Genomic DNA, 21,605 nt, shown 5'->3' on the forward strand with positions numbered 1-21,605 from the left:
AGTGGGATATCAATATGTCTTACCTTGACTCGCATATACAAAAGATTAGCGGTATGAATAAAACTCAGATGCTAGAGTTGAACCAGTGTGTTGAAGATGGTAACACGGCGTTGCGCGAAGTCTCGACGACATTTGCTAAGAACACGGAGGTTCTTCAATCGATTATCCAGACTATCAATAGATAAGTGTTATAGATTAGAAAGGTTATTATGGATAATAGTTTGCAAGCAGTAGAGTCGATAACAAAGCTTATGGCTGATTATGCAAACGAGGTTTTGCAAGGCAAAGAGACCGTTTATCAGGCAAGGGGAATAGAAAGACAAGCAATGGATAGCTTGTACGGTGTTGCTCGCAGTTTTTATCAAAATGGTAAATATGAAGATGCGGTAAGAATTTTCCGCCAGTTGTGTTTCTACGACCACAATAACGCGCATTATTGGATTGGTTTGGGATACGGATTGAAGATGCTAAAAGAATATAAAGAGGCGATGACCGTATTGAGCTTTGTGCTATCGTATTTAGACAGTGGCGATAAAACTGCGGAAGTTTATCTGCAACTAGCCGAATGTTGCGGTTTATTGGGTAGAGATGAAGAAGCTAAGGAATATGTTATGGAGGCAATAAAAGGGGGCAACCAGTCAATAAAAGATAAAGCAAGTGTACTGCGCAATGCGCTGGATGCCCGTTAGTAAATTTTTAAGGGAGGTGCAAAATGGCAAACGACGATGTAAATATAAATAGACCTGCGACCTCATCACTGCAGAATGCGCCGCCAGTGAGTGATGGACAGATACCACCATCCTCGTCGACCTCAAGTCCGCGAGTCGATGCTGGCAATGTTCAGGCAAGCGGAAGAAGTGGACAGGGTGTGTTCAGCAGCGGACCTAATCTTGATTTACCTAAAGTCATGTCGACATCGGCAATGGCTACAATGCTGATGGCACTAGAGCAAAAAATAAGTACGGCTCGTGTCAAAAATGCTAAAGATAAAATAAAAGAAGAGACTCAAAATCAACAAGATGCCGATAAAAAGAGGATAGGCGATATCAAAAAAATGATGAAAGCGAAGGAAAAAGCTCATCACCATGGCCTACTTGGGAAAATATTTGGCTGGGTAGGTGTTGCGCTTACCTATGTTGCTGCGGCTGTGGTAACTGTGGTTACGGGTGGTGCGGCAGCGGCGCCGCTGTTCGCAGCTGCAGTGTTGATGACCGGCTTGATGATCGCACAACAAACTGGTGGCATACACAAGTTTGCTCAGGCGGTTGGTATGAACGACAAAGCAGAGATGGGCTTAATGATTGGTTTAACCGCTGCAGTTTTGGTAGTGAGTATAGTACCAGTAGTGATGAGCGGTGGTGCGGCAGCTATGAGCCTTGGTAGTACGGTTATGAGTATGATTTCGGAAGCGACTGCGACTGGCGCAGAGGTAGGTGCTGGTGCTGCTGAATTAGGTGCGGCTGGGGCAGAAGCTGGTAGTACTGCTGCAGAGATTAGCGCAGATGCAACCGAAGCTGCCGCAGAGGGCGCTGAGGTAAGTACTACATCGGAAGAAGCAAGCACAGCGGCGGTTGATGCGAGTTCGGAAATGGCTGATGCCGGGGCAGAGGCTGGCGACAGCACTACCGAAGTAAGCGAGACTAGTGAACAAGCTAGTCAGACAGCCTCTAAAGCAGATGATGCCGATAGTACTTTAGATGAAGAAGAAGGGAGCGATGTTGTCGAAAAATCTGCCAGTAAAACTCAAAAGGTAGCAGCGCGAGTTGGCAATGTAGTTAATCTTGCATCTGGTGGAGCCCAAGTCGGTAGTGGCGCAACTGGTATTCAACTGGCAGAAGACCAACACGATGTAGCTATGGCAGAAGCGGATGCAACTGATCAGCAAGCAGTCATTGCAAATGTACAAGCACTGCAAGCTGCGACCATCAGGAAATTGAGGAAGATACTTGAAGAGATGCAGGCTAATACTAAAACCATCTTCTCTATTGTGTCTTCATCCAATTTAATGCAGGAAGAGATCAGCAAAGGTTCCTCAGTGTGATAGCGCCAATAACAGGAAGGTTAGGAAATGGATAATTTAGCTTCACGACTTGCAGAAATATCAGCCTTGCCCGATAACAGCGAAGTTAAATGGCAAAACATAGAGGATATAGCTACTAATTTATTCGAAGAAGGTGCGTCTTTAGGTTCTATTAAAGGCTTTACGAATGATGAGATAGAAGCGGCTTATCATATGGCCTATGGCCTTTATCAGCAAGGCCGTTATGACGAATCGGAAAAAATATTTCAATATTTTTCGATATACGAATATACCGATAGGCGGTTCTGGATGGGTTGGGCTGCGTGCTTACAGAAACTCAAAAAATATGATTTCGCAATCAAGGCATATAGTGTTGCAACTATGATAGATGTAGGAAATCCGGATGCGCCTTTTCATGCTGCCGAATGCTACATCGCAATGCAAGATTGGGATAAAGCAAAGCAATCTTTAGAAACAGTGCTGATTATTGCCGAAAATGAGAGTGCGCATGTTGCTTATGCCGAACGTGCGAACAATCTTATGGAACTAGTTGTTAATAATAAATAGGAAAGAGGATTAAAAATGTCAAATAAAGAAAATTTTCAGAGTATATTGAAAAGTTTTGGTGCCGCGATTAATTTGCCAGATTTAAGTTTGGATGAAGACCAGCGTTGTAATCTGTTTTTTGACGAAGTACCAGTGAGTATAGAGTTAAGCCCGAATGAACAGTACATTTATATGTATTCTTATTTAGGCGATGCGCCAATGGCGAGTTCTGCAGGTATAGCAGCTAAGTTGCTGGAAGCTAATTACACATACAACGAGACTGAGCGATGTACACTGGGTATTCAAAGTGTTTCGCGCAAAGTTGCACTGATATGTAATGAAAGGATCAAAGGTATGGAGTTGTCTGATTTTGAGCAATCTTTGGAGAATTTCATTAATGTAGCCGAGTATTGGATGAGAAATATGACTGCCGAACCTTCTACTAAAGGCGATGACACTAGCGAATCAGATGTAGATCCGAGCGCAGTTAAGGTTTAATCTATAAGGACAAGTTATGAGCGAAGAGAAATTATCGTTCTCCCTTGAAGAAAAACTTAGAGAGGATGATACTGGAGAGTTGAAGCGTGAAATAGAGCGTCAGTTAAACGATCAGATTACCGAAATAGATGGATGTATCAAAGACGGCGTCTCTCCGGATCAGTACACTGAGTTAAATCAAGTTAGAATAGGTTTGCAAAGTGCATTGACAGTACTTGAGAAAGTCTGGCAACAATTTCATAAAGATACATCTTGAAAAAGTTAGATTTGGCTATGTGAGCAATGCCCGTTAGCGCTGACAATTTTAGAGATATTTCTAATGCCGCCGGTCGGGTGGCGAGTGCCGGGAAAACCGTACATCTGTCTAAATCAGGGGATGCGCTGGTGATGCGGGGTAGTAGCCGCTTTGGCAGGATAGTGTCTTGGTTCCGCGGTTATAGATCAGCACAGCACAGTGAGGTTAGAAAAAGTTTTCTTGATGCATTGACCTCTGTGTATGGTAAAAATGTTGCTGGGATGACAGCGGCTCAAGTAGGATTAAGCAGTGCTGAGAATATGAAAAAAGCACTGACTTCTCGCGACATCTATCTAGCCTTTCAGATGGCCGATCAGCATAAAAGCAACATAGAAGAGAATAATGATCAAATGGCTACTCGCTATTCTAACACCTCTGATACTTCGCCTAATTCAGTGAAATCCAAAGTATCTGAGATACTATCTAAGGGTGATTCGCAGGATATGCAAAAGGTTCGCGAGCTTATAGATGTCAATAATCTCGGCGACACGATACGAAAAAGTATACAAAGACGAGGCAAGAACGCAAAGCATTGGGTAACTAAAACTGAGGCGGAAAGTATTGCGAATAGTGATATCAGCAACGCAGTAGCTGAAGAGTACAAAAAAATGCTCGTTGATAAATACACCATTCCTGGGGATGCTGTTAAGAAGGATAACGAGGGCTTCCAGCTATTATCTAAATCATACCAACGCCTAGGGATGACTGTGGATGCCGAGAAACTGGGGACTGATACCACCGAATATATTAATGACCAAATATACGAAGCCATTGCCAATGAAGTGCATCGTGGGACAACTTACGAACCTCCGGCAGTGCCTAGTAAAGAGCGGATTGTTGGATTAATTGAGGAACGGCTTGATAAATTTACCGAACAGCGAGCACAAGCAAAGCAAGCAGTTGACGAGCTGGATATTGGTGATAAAAGAGTAAAGGAAGAGCTTAGTTCTTTTGTTAGCCACACGAACATGACTATCGCTGATGTTAAGAATGCTTGGAGTGCAGGTATAGCCGCCAGCCCGCATCTAAAAGTTATTGCTGATGCTGATGCGGTGTCCGAAAAAGAACTAGCACAAGCAGTGAAAGGATATATGGATGCTGTTTTTGCTATCGGAGATCCAACTAGAGAAGAAGACCACAGTATTAAATCGACAAAAGCAAGGAGCTATGTGATGATGTTAGCACAAGGATCGTGGGACACAGCGCTAAAACTGCATTCTCAGATCACCAAACCAGGACCTTTCAGAGATTATAGGAGGGCAATGAATTATTATCGCATCGCGTTCCCTGCTTCTGAAAGTTGCCAAAAGCAAGAAGCTCTTTATTTTCCCTCGTTGCGGAAAGCTCATGAGCTTGCTGCTTGGATGGAAGGATTGGGGATGACTTTAGCTGAACGATTTGAGGGGCCGGAAGCACAAGAACGAATTTTAGATGACGAGGAATTTCCGCAATCACCCGACATGGATGATAGAACACTTACCTTGATGCGTAATACTGGTATCAAAATACCAACTCCGGATCGTTGGAATTGCGAAGGTGAGGGAACTTATTGTGATGAGGCGGTTGGATATATAGAGAAAAAACTAGCTGCCGGTAATTTAGGTAAGGTGAAAGACGATATCTGCGAGCAATTTCTACTGGATATGGGCGTGCGTTCTGATATTTATTTTAATGGTGTACAAGCCTCAGCTAATGATGTGGTGGATAAGTTGAAAGATTTTTGTACTAATGAAAACGGACAATTAGATAGAAACATGATGTTTGGTCTTTCGCAAATACATCAAGCCACATTAGCTCCTCAAATGGATTTATGCTTTAATGAACAAATCGGCCCGGTGCCTGGTGTACCGGTCGGCACAGACAAAACTGCCTATCACTTTGATAAGAATGATGATGGTAGTGTCTCAGTGAGAGCGAGTACCGCAAAAAATAGGGTACCCATAATGTCTTCTATAAGATCAGGAGATGTGCTATTAGATCCTACTAAAAGCAACTTTTCAATCGCATTGGATCTGCACTTGGATCCTAATATATTTACTGCCGAAAGAGATCATTATTTCCCTGCTAAGGTTGTCAATGCAACTTATCAATATAGTCTGTATACCAAGGATGATTGAGGAACGGAAATCGATTTACGATGAAAGTGTTTATTTTTGCGCTTTTGCTTATCAACATAAGCATTGCGCAAGCTCAGCCCTCGCAATCTGCTCAACCTGCCTGGATTCACTCTGATTACGGATATTATTCGCAAAACAAGCCTTTAGCCGAAGTTATCGCTGACTTCGCTGCGGAATTGAAGTTGCCAGTGGTGATTAGTCCGGAAATTGTCGGCGCAGTCAGCGGCAGTTTCCCTACTATGAAAGCGGTAGATTTTTTGTCTCTGCTTGCCCGAGTTTACCGTTTGATGTGGTTTTACGACGGTGCCGTTTTACATATTTATAGTACTAAAGAAATTAAAGAGACGATTATCCCGTTGTCTGCCAAGCGTGCCACTGAACTCGAACAAGCATTCAAGGAGATGAATGTCATAGGCACCCACTATCAGTGGAAGCTTATTCCTAACAGAAATCGTATTGAGTTATCGGGCCCGCCCAAGTTTTTAGAATTAGCACAAGAGGTTATAGGTTCCGTCGAGCCATCCAGCAACATTGCTAAGTTGCCACCTCTGGGCGATGATCATGTAGTCAAGATATTCAATCTTAAGTATATTTATGCACTCGCCGACGGTGAGCAACAAACAATAGATATAGCTCAACTGTTAGGACGAATCATGAATGTCGGCTATTATGTGACCGAAGGTAGTGGTCCTACAGGACAAATAATCAATCCTAGCGGAAAATTATTAGGGAGTGGTGTCTCTCCCAGTTACGGTGCCGACGCGAATGCTACAGCGCAGTCTATGCCGGTAGCAACTGAGGAGAATTCCATGCCAGATAAAGACACAGGAGATGCTTATGTTATCGTTGATACTCGATTGAATATGGTGATAGTGCGAGATAAAGCTGAACGCATGCCGTTATACGAGGCAATCATAGAACAGCTAGATAAACCGCTCGACCAAATAGAGATAGAAGTATTGATACTGGATATTAACGATGATGCAACGAAAAATTTGGGTGTTGAATGGAATTATGAATCAGGTGATTTTGTTTATCAAGGATTGTCAGTTGCCGAAATGACTGCACAGCAGAGTCTCGATTTTAGAATTAGATTGGAAGCTTTGGAAACCGAAGGTCGTGCACGGATATCGGCGCGTCCTTCGGTGTTAACTCTGGATAACCACGAGGCTGAATTTTCTAATCAAGAAACTTTTTATGTAAGGTTGGGTGCTGGTGACGAGAGTCAAGCCGTCGATTTAGTGCCTGTTACTTATGGGGCGACGCTTAAGGTCAAGCCACACATCATCTATAAGTCCGATGATCAACGCGAGATACTTTTGACTTTGGATATAGCGGACGGCCGCCGCTCGGATAATACTCGAGAGGTCGACGGTGTGCCGTCAGTCACCAATAGTACGATTAAAACACAGGCGATGGTCGGTAACGGTAAAAGCCTACTTATCGGTGGCTATAAGGTTGAGCAAGAATCGGTCGGTGTTGAAAGAATACCATTTCTGGGTTATTTACCAGTAGTAGGTTTGTTTTTCAGAACAGAAAGAACGACAGACTTGGATAACCGCCGTTATTTTCTGATTAGTCCTAGGTTAGTTAGATCAGAAGTTGTATTTGAGTCTAATGTAGATGATGAGGAAATAATTCGGCGTGATAATCAAAATCATCAAAATAGATATCCGAGTCTTAAGAATTTAGAAGCATCGCGTGCAAACCTTCAACCTCTGCAGAGCTTCAATACGATTGAGCGTAGCCATGCAGGTCCGCCGTAGATAGATTTTTATAACAGATAGTTGACGAATGAATAGCAATAAAGCATGGTTGTTAAAAGTTTTAACCGGTCCCCATATAGGTTCCGAAGCGATGCTATCATCCGGCAGTTATGTTATAGGAAGCGATGATGACTGCGACATTATTCTGCACGATAGCAGTTTGTCTGGGCGTCATTTTCAATTGACTCTAGATACGGATAAGATAATTCTGAATATTCTTGCACAGGATCATCCTTGCTATATAGACGGTGAAGAAGTAGCTTCCGATGACTCAACAACTGTAATCGAACCCTATCAGGTAATTTCTAGTGGCACTTTTTTTTTCACACTAGGTTTTGTAGACAAAACCTGGCCACCTATAGAATTGCTTGGTGCTGGGCAGAATTTTAAACAGGAGGCAGCACATACAACGAAAGCGGAAACAACTCAAGAGGTGATAGAAAATGCCGATGAAAAATTGCCTCCGCTTCCATTAATGTTATGGCAGAAATTGTCGAGCAACTATAGTTCGGTAAACCGCATCCACTTATTGGTAGGTATCTCTCTCATTAGCATAGCGATTAGTATGTTGCTTATCGTTTTAACGACAAGCGATGTTCATCAAGGGAACCTAGAAACTGAGACTGTAGAAATTAATGAACTGATAGAAACTCATGGATTAGATGCAACGGTCGAAACTATTTTCGTTGACGGTCAAAAAAATCTCTCTATACAGGGTTATGCCAAAACCGAAGACCAACGCCAAGCTTTTATGGAAGCACTGGGTAAAGCCGGGATCAGTGCGCGTACACAATTATACTCTGCCGATAAATTACATTCTGCGATATTGGTTATATTAGAACAAGTCTTAAATGCCGAAAGCGATGAGGTTAAAGTATCTGCGGTGCCTGGTTTCCCTGGTAAAGTTATATTGTCTGGTTATGTCGAGGATAGTAATGTGTGGCAAAACATTCTGGATACAATTAAAACCGATGTGCCGGGTCTACAGGACTACGACGATAGAGTATGGACTATGGATGATGCCGTACAGGCATTGGAACAAATGCTAGCAGACCAGAATCTTTCCGAAAAAGTAGTCATCGATAGGTTAAAGCACACGATTTATCTGACTGTGCACACGCTAAGTGAAGCCGAGCAACAAAGACTAGAGATGATATCAGAGAACTATAAAGCAAAATATGACAATAAACCACAGCTTATGTATCAGGAGCAAGGCACCCCTCCGGTAAAGCAGTTTGAACTTGATGTAGTCATACAATCGGTTAGCTTCGGTCAATTACCCTATTTACAAACTGATGATGGGAACCGTTATATTACTGGCGGGATTATCGGCGATGGTTATACTATAAAAGAAATTAACCAAGATTTTATTCTGTTGTTGAAAGCAGGTGAATTAGGGCGCTACTACTTTTTGGAGAGACCACAGATTACCGCGCCATAGGTCTAAACTGATAACCAATAGGTTGTAATACAATACCTGCCGTCGTAGCGTAGGCAACCTGCCTTTTGCAGGTGTTATGTTGGCACATGTTGTAGGTACGCTACGATAACCGCACATATCATAGTTTAAGGATTGCCGATCCATGCTTCACCAATACCTCTAGGGTCGGATGCCGCATCCATTTTATTGCGACCATAATCCCAAATTACTATCTGCATATTACCGTATGTACCATCGTAAGGTTGGAGTTTATGACCTAAGTTGACTAATGCGCGTTGCGTGTCGACTGATAAAGAACCAGGTTCAAAACTAATTTCGTCGGGTAGATATTGGTGATGATAGCGGCGAGCTGAGACAATTCCGGTAGCACTATCGCCTTCCATAAAGCGCATAATCGCTAATAATACCATTGTAATAATACGGCTACCGCCAGGCGTGCCGAGTATCGCAAGCCTTTTGCCGTCGTCAACGAAAGTAGGTGACATGCTCGATAGCATGCGTTTGCCAGCGGCTATTTCATTCGCTGTAGAACCGACCAAGCCGTATAGATTAGGTACGCCTGGTTTTGCTACGAAGTCATCCATCTCATCGTTTAACAGGATACCTGTGTCCTTTGCGACGAAGCCTGAACCAAAAGCGTAATTGATAGATAGTGTTGCGGCAACGCGATTGCCGTCGGCATCAATAATAGAGTAGTGCGTCGTCTTTTCGCTCTCTGGTATATTTTTTGTAATCTCGGATAGTTCCAAACTTGGAGTCGCTCGATGGCTGTCAATACTGCGGGCAAGTTCACCGGCATAAACATCACTCAATAAACGCGCAATAGGTACATCAACGAAATCCATGTCACCCAAGTAGCGGGCGCGATCGTGATAGGCGCGGCGCATCACCTCTACGGCGTAATGAATCTGGGTTGTTGGGTTTGCTTGGTATGCGTTTAGTTTTTCTAGAGTGTTGAAAATAATGCCTAGCAAAATACCACCTGACGACGGCAGAGTCGCACTGATGATTTCTGTGTCATAGTAGTTTATGCGTATTGGTTGCCGTTCAACAATTTGATACTGTGCGAGATCTGTCAGGCTCCATATACCGCCATTATCGCGCACACTTGTGACTAATTTTTCCGCCACCGCACCTTCGTAGAAACCGGCGGCACCTTTTTGTGCCAGCAGTTGCATGGTGTCTGCAAGATCTTTTTGTATAATCCGCTCGCCTAAGTTTGGAATTTCGTTGTTTACTAAGAAAATATCTGCAGCATCGGGTGATGCACGTAGGGCATCCAGCCGCCGAGCTACCATTTTCCGGTATATCTGGTCAACTGTAAAACCGTCTTGCGCAATTTTAATCGCTGCTGCTAAGGATTGCGCCAGTTCAAGTCGACCGTAATGCTCCGCTAGGTATGCGAGACCTGCAGGTGCACCTGGGATACCAGCCGCTAGAGGCCCATTTACTGATGCACCTTCAATCAATTGACCGTCATCATCTAAATATAATTTCGCATGCGCTGCTAGAGGAGCTTTTTCTCTGGCATCTATCATGACTGTAGAACCATTGCTACGCTGTAGCAACCAAAAGCCGCCACCACCCAAGCCTGAAGAATAAGGTTCTACTACCGCTAAGGTTGCGGCAACCGCGATCGCCGCATCAAAAGCATTGCCGCCTTGATTTAGAATTTCTTTTCCTGCTGCAGTTGCTAACGGATGCGCGGTTGCGATGGCTGGTACACCAGGGCGCATATCGTTGGCTATTGCAGCCGACTCTATGAAAATAATAATTAAAAGTATAAATCTAATCATCATAAGAGATTCTCTATATAACGGTTTAGAGATTACGGTTGAGTGCATGATATTTGGCTTGCAGACTTTCAAGGTCTTCGGAATGTTCAGGGTCTTGAATAATGCAATCGACCGGACAGACTGTAACACATTGTGGGACTGGGTGATAACCCACACATTCAGTGCAACGAGACGGCGCAATTACATAAATCTCATCGCCTTCGGAAATTGCATCAGTAGGACACAGCGGTGCGCACAAATCGCAGTTGATACATTCATCAGTAATTATCAAAGCCATTGTTAACCTCTAATACGGGTCAACATCGCACGCGCAACCTCAGTGGCGACAAAAGCTGATATATCACCACCTAAATACGCCACTTCACGCACCAAAGCTGAAGATAAGAAAGCGTATTTTTCCGATGGAGTCATAAACACTGATTCTAATTGTGGTGCCAATGCGCGGTTCATGCCAGCCAGTTGAAACTCATATTCAAAATCAGACACTGCTCGCAACCCTCGTAAAATCACTTTGGCATGGCATTGCTCTGCAAAGTCTACCAACAAACCTTCAAAAGCCAAGACTTCAACTCGTTTGTGTTTAGCCAGTACCGTCTTCGCTAGTTCAGTACGCTCGGCAACTGAGAAAAAAGCCTCTTTGCCAGACGCCACTGCGATGCCGACTATGACTTTGTCGAACAAGCGCTCGGCACGGCTGACCAAATCAGTGTGTCCGTTGGTCAAAGGATCAAAAGTACCTGGGTATACAGCAATCAAGTTTTATCTCCATAATATACTAGGAGATTATACAGATATTCGCCGAATATATAAAAGAGATGGGACAATCATTTATCTTTCAAACTATTTACCAAATTCCTAAGTCTGCTGATCCTACTAGGGATGAATCAATGCCTGTGCCATAAAGAAAAGTTCATTCATAGGATGACGCAGAATTGACACTGAAGTAACCGACCTTAAAGATATGTCGATATCATCATAGGCTTGATCCTAACAAAAAATAGCGCACTTGTTTAGTCTTAGCAGAACGCATAACCTTCCATTCGGTCTTTGTGATATCCAATTGTTTCGCGATGGGCATTTCAACATAGAGCATTGCCTGAGGGTTTAGTATTGGGTGCTTGGACAGTGTATGCACCAGTACCGACGCCAATTCGGAGCGAAAAGGTGGGTCAATGAAGACGATATCGAAGGTCTCTGAGGTATGGTTGATAAATTGAGTTGCTTCCTGATGGACGATACGGATATTTTTTGCTTCTAGGCGTGCCGCTTGTTGGCGAAGTTTTGCACATACGCGTAGATTATTGTCTACCATGACGACGGATGCTGCGCTTCTTGATAATGACTCAAAGCCGATAACACCACTACCGGCGAATAGGTCTAGGCAGTGGGCTTTGCTAATAGTTGGTGCTAACCAGTTAAATAAGGTTTCTCGGACGCGGTCTGGAGTAGGGCGCAGCGATTGCAGGTTTAGAAACTCAATTTTTCTACCTCGCCATCGCCCAGCAACGATGCGCACTTTAGGCAGCATTTATCCTCCGACGATAACTGCAGTCATTTTGTCTGGTTGTATGTGCTTCTTGAAACTGTTAATGATTTGCTCTTGGCTTACTTGTTCAGTTTTTTCGGTGAAAGTGTTGACATAATCAGTTGTTAGCCTTTCTATGATGGTGCGTCTTAGCCAACTGGAGATTTGTGCGTTGCTAGCAACCCGCAATGGAAAGCTACCTTTGATGTGTTGTTTGCTGAGTTGTAATTCATCAGCGCTAGGTCCGTTTTCTATATATTCGGCAATGAGTTCGCGCACCAATGTTAGTGCATCGTCGGCTTGATCTATGCGAGTTTGAAAACCGACGATAAATGGTCCGCGCATTCGCTGCGGTACAAAATAGCTCCACGCGCTGTAGGCGTATCCGCGTTGGACACGGACTTCTTCTAAAAGGCGAGAACCAAAACCGCTACCTCCCAGTATGTGGTTGCCTACATAGAGTGGAAAGTAATCGGCATCGTTAAACCCTATCGCAAGTTGTGCAACATAAACATGTGCTTGTTGCGAGTCAAAAGGAATACGTATTTCTTTAGCATCAGTTGCTTGTCTGGCAAGCGGAATTGGTGCTGGTCGGGCGCCTACTGCAAGCCCACTTGTCAGACTGTCAGCGAGCTGTTCAGCTTGCGTTGGATTGATATCACCAACGATTGATATTTGTACATTGCTTGCTACAAAATATTCTTTGTAAAAGTTTTGCACATCATCTCGGGAGATTGCCGAGACCGTTTCTTCGCGACCAATGCGAGGGTGTCCGTAAGGATGGTCGCCGTAGAGTGCGTCAAAAAGTGCGATTGAGGCAATCGTCCCAGGTTCCTGGTTTTGCTTGCGTATTGCAGTCAGGATGCGCGCTTTAACTTGTCTCAGCATTGGTTCGGGAAAATCAGGCGCTGACAAGATAGTGGCCAACAGTTCAGTAGACTCTTGTAATTGGTTGGTCAAAGTCCTAAGTCCGACACTGGTTACATCTCTACCTGTATCAGTGCGGTATTGTGCTCCAATGCTGTCAAAAGCGGTGGTAATTTGATCGGCATCCATCCCTCCGGCTCCATAAGCTAGCAATTCAGTGGTCAGATGTGCCAGACCATGACGCGTGCCATCACGTGCACTGCCGGCATCAAAGATAAGCTCTATATCGACCATTGGCAGTTCGCGTTGGTACACATAATAGACTTGTACACCGTTATCTGTTATCCAATTCTCGATATTGAGATTAGCTTGCACTGCGCCGGTATAAATGATGAGACAAATTATAAAGAGCGCACGCAGAATTCGGTGTTTATATTGAGTGTTATCCATAAGGTATTGAATGGCTGGTAAGTTTATTAGGGTGACCTTTGAGATTGATATCAAACTTCAAAGACGGTTCTATTGCAGTCCTCGCATTGTGTATCCGAAATGAAACTTGCCATCCTTCATCAAAAACCATAAAGACGGTATTTTTTGAGTTCGGCTTAAGTGCTGTTTCAATTATCCGACTCGGCAAATTAAGGCGCTTGCCCCATTTCAATGTATTATACATATTAAAAGATTGAATAGATATATTCCCATTTTCTTTAATTATTTTATAAAAGTCATTTTTTCCCAACAGATATTTCATCATTTCCGCTGCGACTGCGTACTCTTTAACCTCTCTAATAAAAGCTTGTAATATCGGAATATAAACACTATTTTCTTTGTCGGATAAATCGCTCCATTTTTGTCCTAGAGGCTCCCGTAGTTTTTTGAAGACTGGTTCGATAGCTTGCCAATAGTTTTGAGAACATTGCACACCGTACCATTCTTTGCCGAAGTCTATCTTTTCGGACAAACGGGAATGTTTTAATGCTTTGTGACGATGTTTCGCAGATATACCAATGGTTTCGCTACTATTCATGGCAACTAAAATATCTCTTACATCCCCACAACGGCCTCGTGCATCACTTTGCATGGTCATGTGTTGTGCATTTTTCAATCGCTTGTCGTAATGACATAAAAAATGGATGGCTTGCTCAGCTGCTTTGTCTATTTTTCTCTGTTCTGCAGGAGAAAATTGGTTATATAAGCACTGTGCTTTATCTCTCGCACTGTTTTGTGTTAACCGAATTTGCAATATGTTGGCACACTTTCGAGCTAGCCCGTATTCCCATGCTTTACCGCTTTGAGTCGGTTTAATATTAGGCATTCAATATTAATAATTCTTTGGAATGTTTATTATCCGACATTCCATAAGTCCATCGTGGCTTAATTTGCTTATATTTTTTGTAGAGTTTTCTAATAGATGGGCAATCATTATAACTCAATATCCAGCCGTCTCTTTGCTTTAGCAAATCCGCTAATTGATCGTGATTAAACCCTTCATGCATATTGCCTCTTTTACCATAGAGCTTGCCGCCGTTGGCATACGGTGGGTCGAGATATAAGAATGTATCATTGTATTTATTTAATGTATTTTTGTAATCTGCGCAGCCAGCATGTAGATTCTTGGCTTTAAATTTTCGCAGCCGATCAATAGCTGATATGGTGAAACGTAAATGACCTGGGGACATACCACCTGATAGAGTCGTGCCGCTATACGAGCTACGATTGAGCACGAAGAAAACCGCTGCTTGTTCTAATACATCAGCAATTTCATTATAAGATTTTTGTAAATAATAAAACTTGTCTCGACTGAGCGGATAATAATGCCGTACTTGTGTCGCCAATAACATGGGCTTATTTTTTGCTTGCTTCCAAAAGTTTATGACTGGTTCGAATGCATCTGTGCCGTACACTTTTATTCCGTCAGCGGCACAAGATAACTCTACGCTGGCACCGCCTAAGAAGGGAGAACACAAGCAATCTATATCGTCCGGTATGTAATGGCGTATAGCTTTAACTGCCCTTGTTTTCCCACCCGGATAACGCAAAGGAGATTTGGTCGTATCCAAGCTTTTTGGGTCTCCGACTAATTCTATCGTCAACTGCTCAGACACATTTCGCATATCACTTAAGGAACTAAGTTTTGCGCTTTCGTTTGCCTAGTGATTAGTCTATCCGGTTTTTTCATTCTATTGAAGAATCGCTATGCAGAGGTAGAGGTTTGAGTTCAGCGACAGTGCGTTGGGATGCGACTAAATACTTGTTAGCGACTTGCTTGATTTGTTCAGCAGTCACAGCTTGTATATGCTGCGGGAAGCGAAAGTGTTCTTGCCATCCTGCGCCGCTGGTTTCAAGGCGACCCAAAGCGGCAGCGCGGTGTTGTATGGAATCTTGTTCGTAGACTTTATATGCGAGCAACCGGGTTTTTATCTTTTCCAGTTCTTCGGCGTCCACCAGCTGTTCTTTTAGTTGCGTCAATTCATCTTCAATGGCGCGCTGCAGTTCGGCGACATCGCTTGTGGTGTTTGGAGCAGCGAAGATGACAAATAGGTCTTGATAGCGATTATATACATCGAAATAAACATTTGCGTAGAACGCGATGCCTTTTCCTCTGATAAGATTTTTAGAAAACCTAGAACTATCGCCAGAGGATAATATTTGTGCCAGCACTGACAGTGCATAAGCGTGCCATGACTCTTCGGCTTGTCCGACCCGTGGTGTTTTGTAAGCGATGGCGATGGCGGGTTGGGTTGTCGGTACTGACAATGTGATGCGTTTCTCACCGTGTTGCGATATCTCCTCACGAGGCTTCCTATCAGGCAGTGGTTGCGGTTTTAAATCTGCGAAATATTGTTGTGCCAATGTATAAACTTCGTTGGCTACCACATCGCCGACAACTATCAATGTGGCGTTGTTGGGGGCATACCATCGGCTATACCAATCCGCTAAATCGGCTAATTTCAAATTAACTAAATCGTTGTCCCATCCGATGACCGGATGCCTATAGGGTGCGCTATCAAAGGCTGAAGCATAAAGCTGTTCGTAGAGTCGAGACTCAGGCTTGTCGTCCACTCGCCATCGCCGTTCTTCTCTGACTACCTCGCGTTCTTTATCAAAATCCTCTTGCTTTAGTTGCAGATTGATCATGCGATCGGATTCGAGCTCAAAGCTCTTTTCCAAATAGCTTTTTTCAAACAATTGATAATAGGCAGTATAATCACGACTGGTAAAAGCGTTATCCCGCCCACCGTATTTTTTGATAGTTTCGGTGAATGCTTGGCGCGGATACTTTTCGGTGCCTTTGAACATCATGTGCTCAAGAAAATGGGAGATACCAGTTATCCCGCCGTGCTCGTCGGCACTGCCGACACGATACCATATCTGCGATACGACTACGGGTGCTCGATGATCTTCCTTCACCAGCAGCTTCAGGCCGTTAGCTAAATTAAACTCGTGGACACCGTAGGCGGTCGTAGCGGATGGCATATCGTTAGTCGGAACATTGCTTTGCTGCGACGCCTCCGCATAGGCCGTCAATAATACTGCCGATAGTAATACAATTTTTAACATAAAAAACACTATGATTGATACAATACCGTATTTAATTTCATAAAAATGATAAGTACAGACCTATTATAAACAATATGAAGTGGCACACCAAACTTAGAGAAAAATTGCAAAGTAGCCGAGGTTATCTAACCTCAGGATTGAGTGCACTTTTCAAAGCACAGCCTGACGAGCGCTTATTAGATGAGCTAGAGCGACGCTTTCTGATGACTGATGTTGGTATGGCAGCTGCTAAAGAGATCATCGCAAAGGTCAAAGTGCGCACACAACGCGAAGGTATTCAAACGCTCGAACGGTTGCTGTCAGCAGTGGAAGAGGAGATTGTAACAATCCTCAAATCATGTGAATCTACCATAGATCTACCGCAGCGAGATAAGCCATATGTTGTTTTAATGATAGGGGTTAACGGTAGTGGTAAGACTACGACTGCGGCTAAGCTCGCATATCATTACAAGCAACAAGGTAAATCAGTGATGCTGGCGGCAGCCGATACTTTTCGCGCTGCTGCTACAGAGCAACTGCAAATGTGGGCAAGTCGTTGTGGTTTACCGTGCATCGCACAGCCGCCTGGTGCTGACAGCGCAGCGATAGTCTACGATGCGATGGCGTCGGCAGAAGCCAAAGGCATAGATATGGTGATTGCCGACACTGCAGGGCGGTTGCATACTGACAAAAATCTGCTTGACGAGCTACGCAAGATCAAACGGGTTGCAGCTAAGCAAAATGCCGCTGCACCTGATGAAACTATACTGGTTATTGATGGTACGACTGGACAAAATGCTCAAAGGCAAGTCGCTGAATTTCACAAAGCTTTAGGCATTGACGGATTGATAGTCACTAAATTGGATGGTACTGCCAAAGGCGGTATTCTGGTTGCTGTCGCGCAGGCGACCGCAATTCCAATACGATTTATAGGTGTAGGTGAGGCATTGGAAGACTTGCAGGTTTTCAATGCCAAAGCGTACGCTGCAGCAATGCTACAAACATAATCAACTCAGGCTATGATCTTTTGCTCGAGCTATAAAGAAATATCACACCAAAACCGCAGGTGTAATGAGAGAGCTCTGCTTGGTATGTTATGGCATTGTGCGAGCGTAGCAACAAACGACATATTTTTGCTATAATAGTATCTGAAATTAAAAATTTGTGAAGAGCCTAATCAATTACATAAGCCATGCGCCCTCAATCTGCAATAATTCACAAGTCCGGTCCACATAGTTTATTTTTGACTTTCAAGGTCAAGGACAGAAGCAAAAAACTCGCCCAAGCTATCGCTGACTTGGACCCATATATAGCTAATGTTAAAAAATTCGACCGAGTGTATAGTGCGATAAGTTTTGGCGAAGCATATTGGAAACATATTACACCATCGTCCGACGGGATACCCGAAGGCATCCGTACTTTTAATGGCATAGAAGGAGATTACCCGGCTCCAGCAACAGGTGGCGATATATTCCTACACTTAAATGGTAAGCATGCTGATTTAAACTACGAGGTTGCTTGGAATTGGTTGCAGTCTACTAAAGGTGGACTTGAAGTGATACACGAGCAGGCTTGTGCACGCTATTTAGATGAGCGAGATATTATTGGCTTTATAGATGGCACTGAGAACCCAGAGAGTAGTCAGGAACGCAAAAAAGCTGCTTTGATAAAAGCTTCCGCCGACAGTAAATTGCTTACGGCCAGTAGCTTTGTTTTTGTTCAAACCTTTCAGCATAAAATTGCCAAGTGGAATGCTCTGACGACATTGGATCAAGAATATGTGATAGGCCGCACTAAAGAAGCAAGTTTGGAATTAGCTGAAGATAGAAAGCCACCGACCGCTCATATCAGTCGCGTGGTTATAGAAGAGGACGGCGAAGAACTTGAAATCGTCCGCCACAGTCTACAATATTTCAAAGTTAGGGGTAGCAAAGGATTGGTTTTTGTTGCGTATACCAGAGACTTGGACATCATAGAAAAAATGCTCGCGCGTATGTTCGGTACAGCTGACGAATTTCACGATAAATTGATGGAATATACAACACCCATAACTGGTGCGATGTTTTTCACGCCTTCCAAAGAATTGCTTGATCTAATCAAAAAAGCAAAGGAGTAGAAAGTGGCTAACAAGCAAGCATTTGCCACCCGTGCTATACATGCTGGAGGCAAGCCTGATCCAACCACCGGTGCGCGTATCACACCCATACATCAATCAACTGCATTTGTCTTTGAAAATGTTGAACACGCAGCAAAATTATTTAATCTAGAAACCGAAGGTTTTATTTATTCTAGGCTGACAAATCCTACGGTAGATGTACTACAGAAAAGACTTGCCGATTTGGAAGGTGGTATTGCCTCAGTGTGTAGTGCATCTGGACACGCGGCTCAATTGTTGGCATTATTTGCGTTGATGGAGTCAGGTGATAATTTTGTTGCTTCTAAAAAACTCTACGGTGGTTCTATTAACCAATTTGGTTATTCATTCAAACGTTTCGGGTGGCAAGTTAAGTTTGTTGACCCCGATGATCCGGAAAATTTTCGTAGCGCAATAGACGAGCGTAGCAAAGCTGTTTTCACAGAAACTATCGCCAACCCTGGTGGGGTAGTTTGTGACATAGAAGCAATCAGTGACATTGCCCATCAAGCTGGTATCCCGTGCATTACTGATAACACGCTTGCAACACCAGCACTGATGTGTCCGATAGAATATGGTGCCGATATCGTTGTACATTCAACGACCAAGTTTTTGTCTGGACACGGTAATGCAATGGGTGGTGTGGTGATTGACAGTGGCAAATTCGATTGGCAACAGAACGATAAATTTAGGACGCTTACCGACGCCTGCCCGGCGTATCACGGGATATCGTTCGCCAAGAATTTCGGCGCCGCTGCATATGCGGTATATACATTGGCAGTGAGCTTAAGAGACTTGGGTCCGACGATGGCACCACTCAATGCTTATCTGACGATTACCGGTACTGAGACTTTGCTACTGCGTATGGCAAAACATAGTGCTAATGCTCTGGCAGTCGCGTGTTGGCTGGAGCAACACCCAAGTGTCTCGGCGGTCTCTTATGCCGGCTTACCATCCAGCCCCTATCATAAATTAGCACAGAAATACTGTCCGACAGGTAGCGGTTCAGTTTTTACTTTTAGCCTCAAAGACGGCTATAAAGCTGGTATTAGATTAGTCGAACGAAGCAAATTATTTTCGCATTTGGCAAACATCGGCGATACTCGCTCGCTGATAACGCATCCGGCGTCTACTACCCATCGCCAACTTTCCGATGAACAAAAAGTATCGGCAGGCGCTGGTCCCGAAGTCGTACGACTGTCGATAGGACTGGAAGATACCGACGATATTATTGCAGATTTAGAACAAGCCCTGGCGTAGAGTTGTTATATTAAAGACTTCTCTGATATTGTCTTTGCTCAATACATCGTAGCTGCGACCGTGTGCGAATATTCGTCCGTTATGTAGTAAGCAGACCTGGTCGGCGTATTGCAAGACTAAATTGAGGTCGTGCAATACGGCTAATATTCCCAAGCCTTTGGTTGCTAGATGGCGTAAATAATCGAGTAGCTTGTATCGGTGTCCCCAATCCAAAGAATTTAATGGTTCATCAAGTATCAGCCACGCTGTTTCTTGGTGACTTAAGCGAGCTTGCAGTATCACTCGCGCTAGTCGCACGCGCTGTTTCTCACCACCCGATAGAGTATGGTATAGCCTATCTCGTAAGTGTTTGATCTCCAATGTTTCGATAATCTCCGCAGTTAGCTCTTTCAGTGGTCTGCGTATAGATTTATCGTTAAACGGCAATGCCGCTAAGTCTACTATCTCGCTGACGCTGAGAATTGTATTGAGGGAGTCGTGTTGCGGCAATACCGCTCGACGGCGAGCGAGTTGTTTAAGATTGAACTGAGCTAAGTTGTTGCCATTTATTAAAATTGAACCTGTGCAAGGTTTTAGAAAACCGGCTAATAATCGCAGTGCTGTAGTTTTACCAGCACCGTTGTTTCCCGTTAGCATATTGATTTGTCCACTATTAAAACGACAATTTATTTTCTTTAACAAGCAAGCATGCCTCGCATAATAGCTTAGGTTATGCGCAGCCAAATAATTCGTCATAAGCGCTCGCTATAGCGTCTCAACACCAATAAAACGAAAAAAGGCACGCCGACCATCGCCGTTAATATCCCTATAGGTAACTCCGAGGGTTGAAGCACTAATCGAGCAAAAGTGTCGGCAGCTAATAGCAGTAAAGCACCGGCTGCCGCAACCGACGGTAATAAAAAACGATGATCGCCACCGACCACCAGACGAAGCAAATGTGGTATGACTAAACCCACGAAGGCAATTATACCAGCGACTGCAACTGATACGCATACACATAACGCGACACACAGTAGTGCTAGTTTTTTAATATGCTCAATATTGAATCCTAAATAAACAGCGTCTTCGTCGCCTAACGATAGTGCGTTTAGCGGTCGTACCATAGATAATAGCAAAACCAATGCGGGTAGCATCAACGCAAAGACAGGTAACAGATACATTCGGTCAATGTCGGCAAAACTACCGAACATCCAAAATATAAAACCGCGTAACTCGGCATCGCTGCTGACATAAGTAATAAAGCCTATGGCTGCCGCTGCCAATGTATTGATAGCGATGCCGATGAGCAATATAACAGCATTGTCTAAGGTGTCGTATCGCTGTGCTAACTGATAAATAAACAGTGACACGATAAACCCGCCCAGAAAAGCTATGGCAGGCAGAAGAAGAGCATACTCAGCAGTCCACGATAAAGGTGCGATTCCTACTACTAGTGCTAAAACAACAGCTAAAGCTCCTCCTGAGGAAACTCCCAGCAACGCCGGGTCTGCTAATGCATTCCTAAATATTCCTTGCATCACGGCACCGGCAACCGCAAGCGATGCTCCGCTAGCAATAGCAATGAGTAGGCGTGGTAACCGCAATTCCCAAAGGATGATTTCTATAGTTGGGTCAACCGACTGGTTGATTAAACCAATTGCCGAAAAAAGATCGTACCAACCGATTGAAACAGTGCCTTGTTTTAGGGCAAACAGTAGGCCGCTTGGTAAGAGTAGTGTCAGAAACAGTACAATCCTGCGACGGGTAGTTATACTGACAGGAAACTGCAAAAGCACTGTTAAGACAGTAGCCCAGGGCTAT

At 43.9% G+C, this 21,605-nt stretch carries 22 protein-coding genes; 12 read left to right on the plus strand and 10 right to left on the minus strand.

Going from position 1 to position 21,605, the window contains the following annotated elements:
- The first annotated feature begins 14 nt into the window (after positions 1-14).
- From GDA45_00100 to sctD, 9 genes are read left to right on the plus strand one after another with little or no spacing between them, the layout of a single operon-like run.
- Complete coding sequence (locus GDA45_00100) at positions 15-185, plus strand: hypothetical protein (protein MBC6413326.1); 171 nt, start codon at positions 15-17, stop codon at positions 183-185.
- A 24-nt stretch (positions 186-209) separates the two neighbouring features.
- On the plus strand, positions 210-689 hold the full coding sequence (locus GDA45_00105) for a tetratricopeptide repeat protein (GenBank protein ID MBC6413327.1): 480 nt from the start codon (positions 210-212) through the stop codon (positions 687-689).
- Between the two features lie 23 nt (positions 690-712).
- Positions 713-2,041: a type III secretion system translocon subunit SctE gene (gene sctE / locus GDA45_00110; protein ID MBC6413328.1), complete on the plus strand. Its 1,329-nt coding sequence runs from the start codon at positions 713-715 to the stop codon at positions 2,039-2,041.
- Between the two features lie 27 nt (positions 2,042-2,068).
- Complete coding sequence (locus GDA45_00115; protein ID MBC6413329.1) at positions 2,069-2,587, plus strand: SycD/LcrH family type III secretion system chaperone; 519 nt, start codon at positions 2,069-2,071, stop codon at positions 2,585-2,587.
- A gap of 15 nt (positions 2,588-2,602) precedes the next feature.
- The gene (locus tag GDA45_00120) at positions 2,603-3,064 is read left to right on the plus strand and encodes a type III secretion system chaperone (GenBank protein MBC6413330.1); all 462 of its coding nucleotides are present in this window, start codon (positions 2,603-2,605) and stop codon (positions 3,062-3,064) included.
- Between the two features lie 16 nt (positions 3,065-3,080).
- Entirely contained in the window at positions 3,081-3,320 is a 240-nt protein-coding gene (locus GDA45_00125) for a hypothetical protein (protein ID MBC6413331.1), read from the plus strand.
- Positions 3,321-3,346: 26 nt separating this feature from the next.
- Positions 3,347-5,476, plus strand: coding sequence for a hypothetical protein (locus tag GDA45_00130; GenBank protein MBC6413332.1), 2,130 nt, complete (start codon positions 3,347-3,349; stop codon positions 5,474-5,476).
- 20 nt (positions 5,477-5,496) lie between these two features.
- Positions 5,497-7,242 (plus strand): type III secretion system outer membrane ring subunit SctC, encoded by a 1,746-nt coding sequence (gene sctC, locus GDA45_00135; protein ID MBC6413333.1) that lies wholly within the window; start codon positions 5,497-5,499, stop codon positions 7,240-7,242.
- Between the two features lie 28 nt (positions 7,243-7,270).
- Positions 7,271-8,683, plus strand: coding sequence for a type III secretion system inner membrane ring subunit SctD (gene sctD, locus GDA45_00140; GenBank protein MBC6413334.1), 1,413 nt, complete (start codon positions 7,271-7,273; stop codon positions 8,681-8,683).
- 125 nt (positions 8,684-8,808) lie between these two features.
- On the opposite strand, the gene ggt is transcribed toward sctD, so the two are convergent.
- The 8 genes from ggt to GDA45_00180 all read right to left on the minus strand — a co-directional run bounded on the left by ggt (position 8,809) and on the right by GDA45_00180 (position 16,432).
- Positions 8,809-10,482 carry a gamma-glutamyltransferase gene (ggt, locus tag GDA45_00145; GenBank protein MBC6413335.1) on the minus strand — a complete coding sequence of 558 codons (1,674 nt, stop codon included), beginning with the start codon at positions 10,480-10,482 and terminating at the stop codon, positions 8,809-8,811.
- A 22-nt stretch (positions 10,483-10,504) separates the two neighbouring features.
- Positions 10,505-10,756 (minus strand): YfhL family 4Fe-4S dicluster ferredoxin, encoded by a 252-nt coding sequence (locus GDA45_00150; protein MBC6413336.1) that lies wholly within the window; start codon positions 10,754-10,756, stop codon positions 10,505-10,507.
- A gap of 2 nt (positions 10,757-10,758) precedes the next feature.
- Positions 10,759-11,235, minus strand: coding sequence for a pantetheine-phosphate adenylyltransferase (gene coaD / locus GDA45_00155; protein ID MBC6413337.1), 477 nt, complete (start codon positions 11,233-11,235; stop codon positions 10,759-10,761).
- A 217-nt stretch (positions 11,236-11,452) separates the two neighbouring features.
- A complete protein-coding gene (gene rsmD / locus GDA45_00160) occupies positions 11,453-12,007 on the minus strand; it encodes a 16S rRNA (guanine(966)-N(2))-methyltransferase RsmD (protein ID MBC6413338.1) in 555 nt (184 codons plus the stop codon).
- Complete coding sequence (locus tag GDA45_00165; GenBank protein ID MBC6413339.1) at positions 12,008-13,321, minus strand: insulinase family protein; 1,314 nt, start codon at positions 13,319-13,321, stop codon at positions 12,008-12,010. It lies immediately after the preceding gene.
- Positions 13,314-14,186 (minus strand): HaeIII family restriction endonuclease, encoded by an 873-nt coding sequence (locus tag GDA45_00170; protein MBC6413340.1) that lies wholly within the window; start codon positions 14,184-14,186, stop codon positions 13,314-13,316. Before GDA45_00170 ends, GDA45_00165 begins: the two co-directional genes overlap by 8 nt.
- Entirely contained in the window at positions 14,179-14,985 is an 807-nt protein-coding gene (locus tag GDA45_00175; protein ID MBC6413341.1) for a DNA adenine methylase, read from the minus strand. Before GDA45_00175 ends, GDA45_00170 begins: the two co-directional genes overlap by 8 nt.
- Before the next feature lie 61 nt (positions 14,986-15,046).
- Positions 15,047-16,432, minus strand: a complete 1,386-nt coding sequence (locus GDA45_00180) for an insulinase family protein (protein MBC6413342.1) — start codon at positions 16,430-16,432, stop codon at positions 15,047-15,049.
- Positions 16,433-16,506: 74 nt separating this feature from the next.
- Between GDA45_00180 and ftsY the strand changes: the two genes are divergently transcribed.
- From ftsY to GDA45_00195, 3 genes are all read left to right on the plus strand, one after another.
- Positions 16,507-17,418, plus strand: a complete 912-nt coding sequence (gene ftsY / locus GDA45_00185; protein ID MBC6413343.1) for a signal recognition particle-docking protein FtsY — start codon at positions 16,507-16,509, stop codon at positions 17,416-17,418.
- A gap of 185 nt (positions 17,419-17,603) precedes the next feature.
- Entirely contained in the window at positions 17,604-18,527 is a 924-nt protein-coding gene (locus GDA45_00190; protein MBC6413344.1) for a Dyp-type peroxidase, read from the plus strand.
- A 3-nt stretch (positions 18,528-18,530) separates the two neighbouring features.
- Positions 18,531-19,805, plus strand: a complete 1,275-nt coding sequence (locus tag GDA45_00195; protein MBC6413345.1) for an O-acetylhomoserine aminocarboxypropyltransferase — start codon at positions 18,531-18,533, stop codon at positions 19,803-19,805.
- On the opposite strand, the gene GDA45_00200 is transcribed toward GDA45_00195, so the two are convergent.
- Together GDA45_00200 and GDA45_00205 are read right to left on the minus strand one after the other, a co-directional pair.
- Positions 19,785-20,540 (minus strand): ATP-binding cassette domain-containing protein, encoded by a 756-nt coding sequence (locus GDA45_00200; protein ID MBC6413346.1) that lies wholly within the window; start codon positions 20,538-20,540, stop codon positions 19,785-19,787. The genes GDA45_00195 and GDA45_00200 overlap by 21 nt on opposite strands.
- Positions 20,537-21,574 (minus strand): iron ABC transporter permease, encoded by a 1,038-nt coding sequence (locus GDA45_00205; GenBank protein ID MBC6413347.1) that lies wholly within the window; start codon positions 21,572-21,574, stop codon positions 20,537-20,539. The genes GDA45_00200 and GDA45_00205 overlap by 4 nt, the downstream gene beginning before the upstream one ends.
- Between the last annotated feature and the right edge of the window lie 31 nt (positions 21,575-21,605).

Source organism: Chromatiales bacterium (assembly GCA_014323925.1).
Classification (GTDB): domain Bacteria; phylum Pseudomonadota; class Gammaproteobacteria; order Poriferisulfidales; family Oxydemutatoraceae; genus SP5GCR1.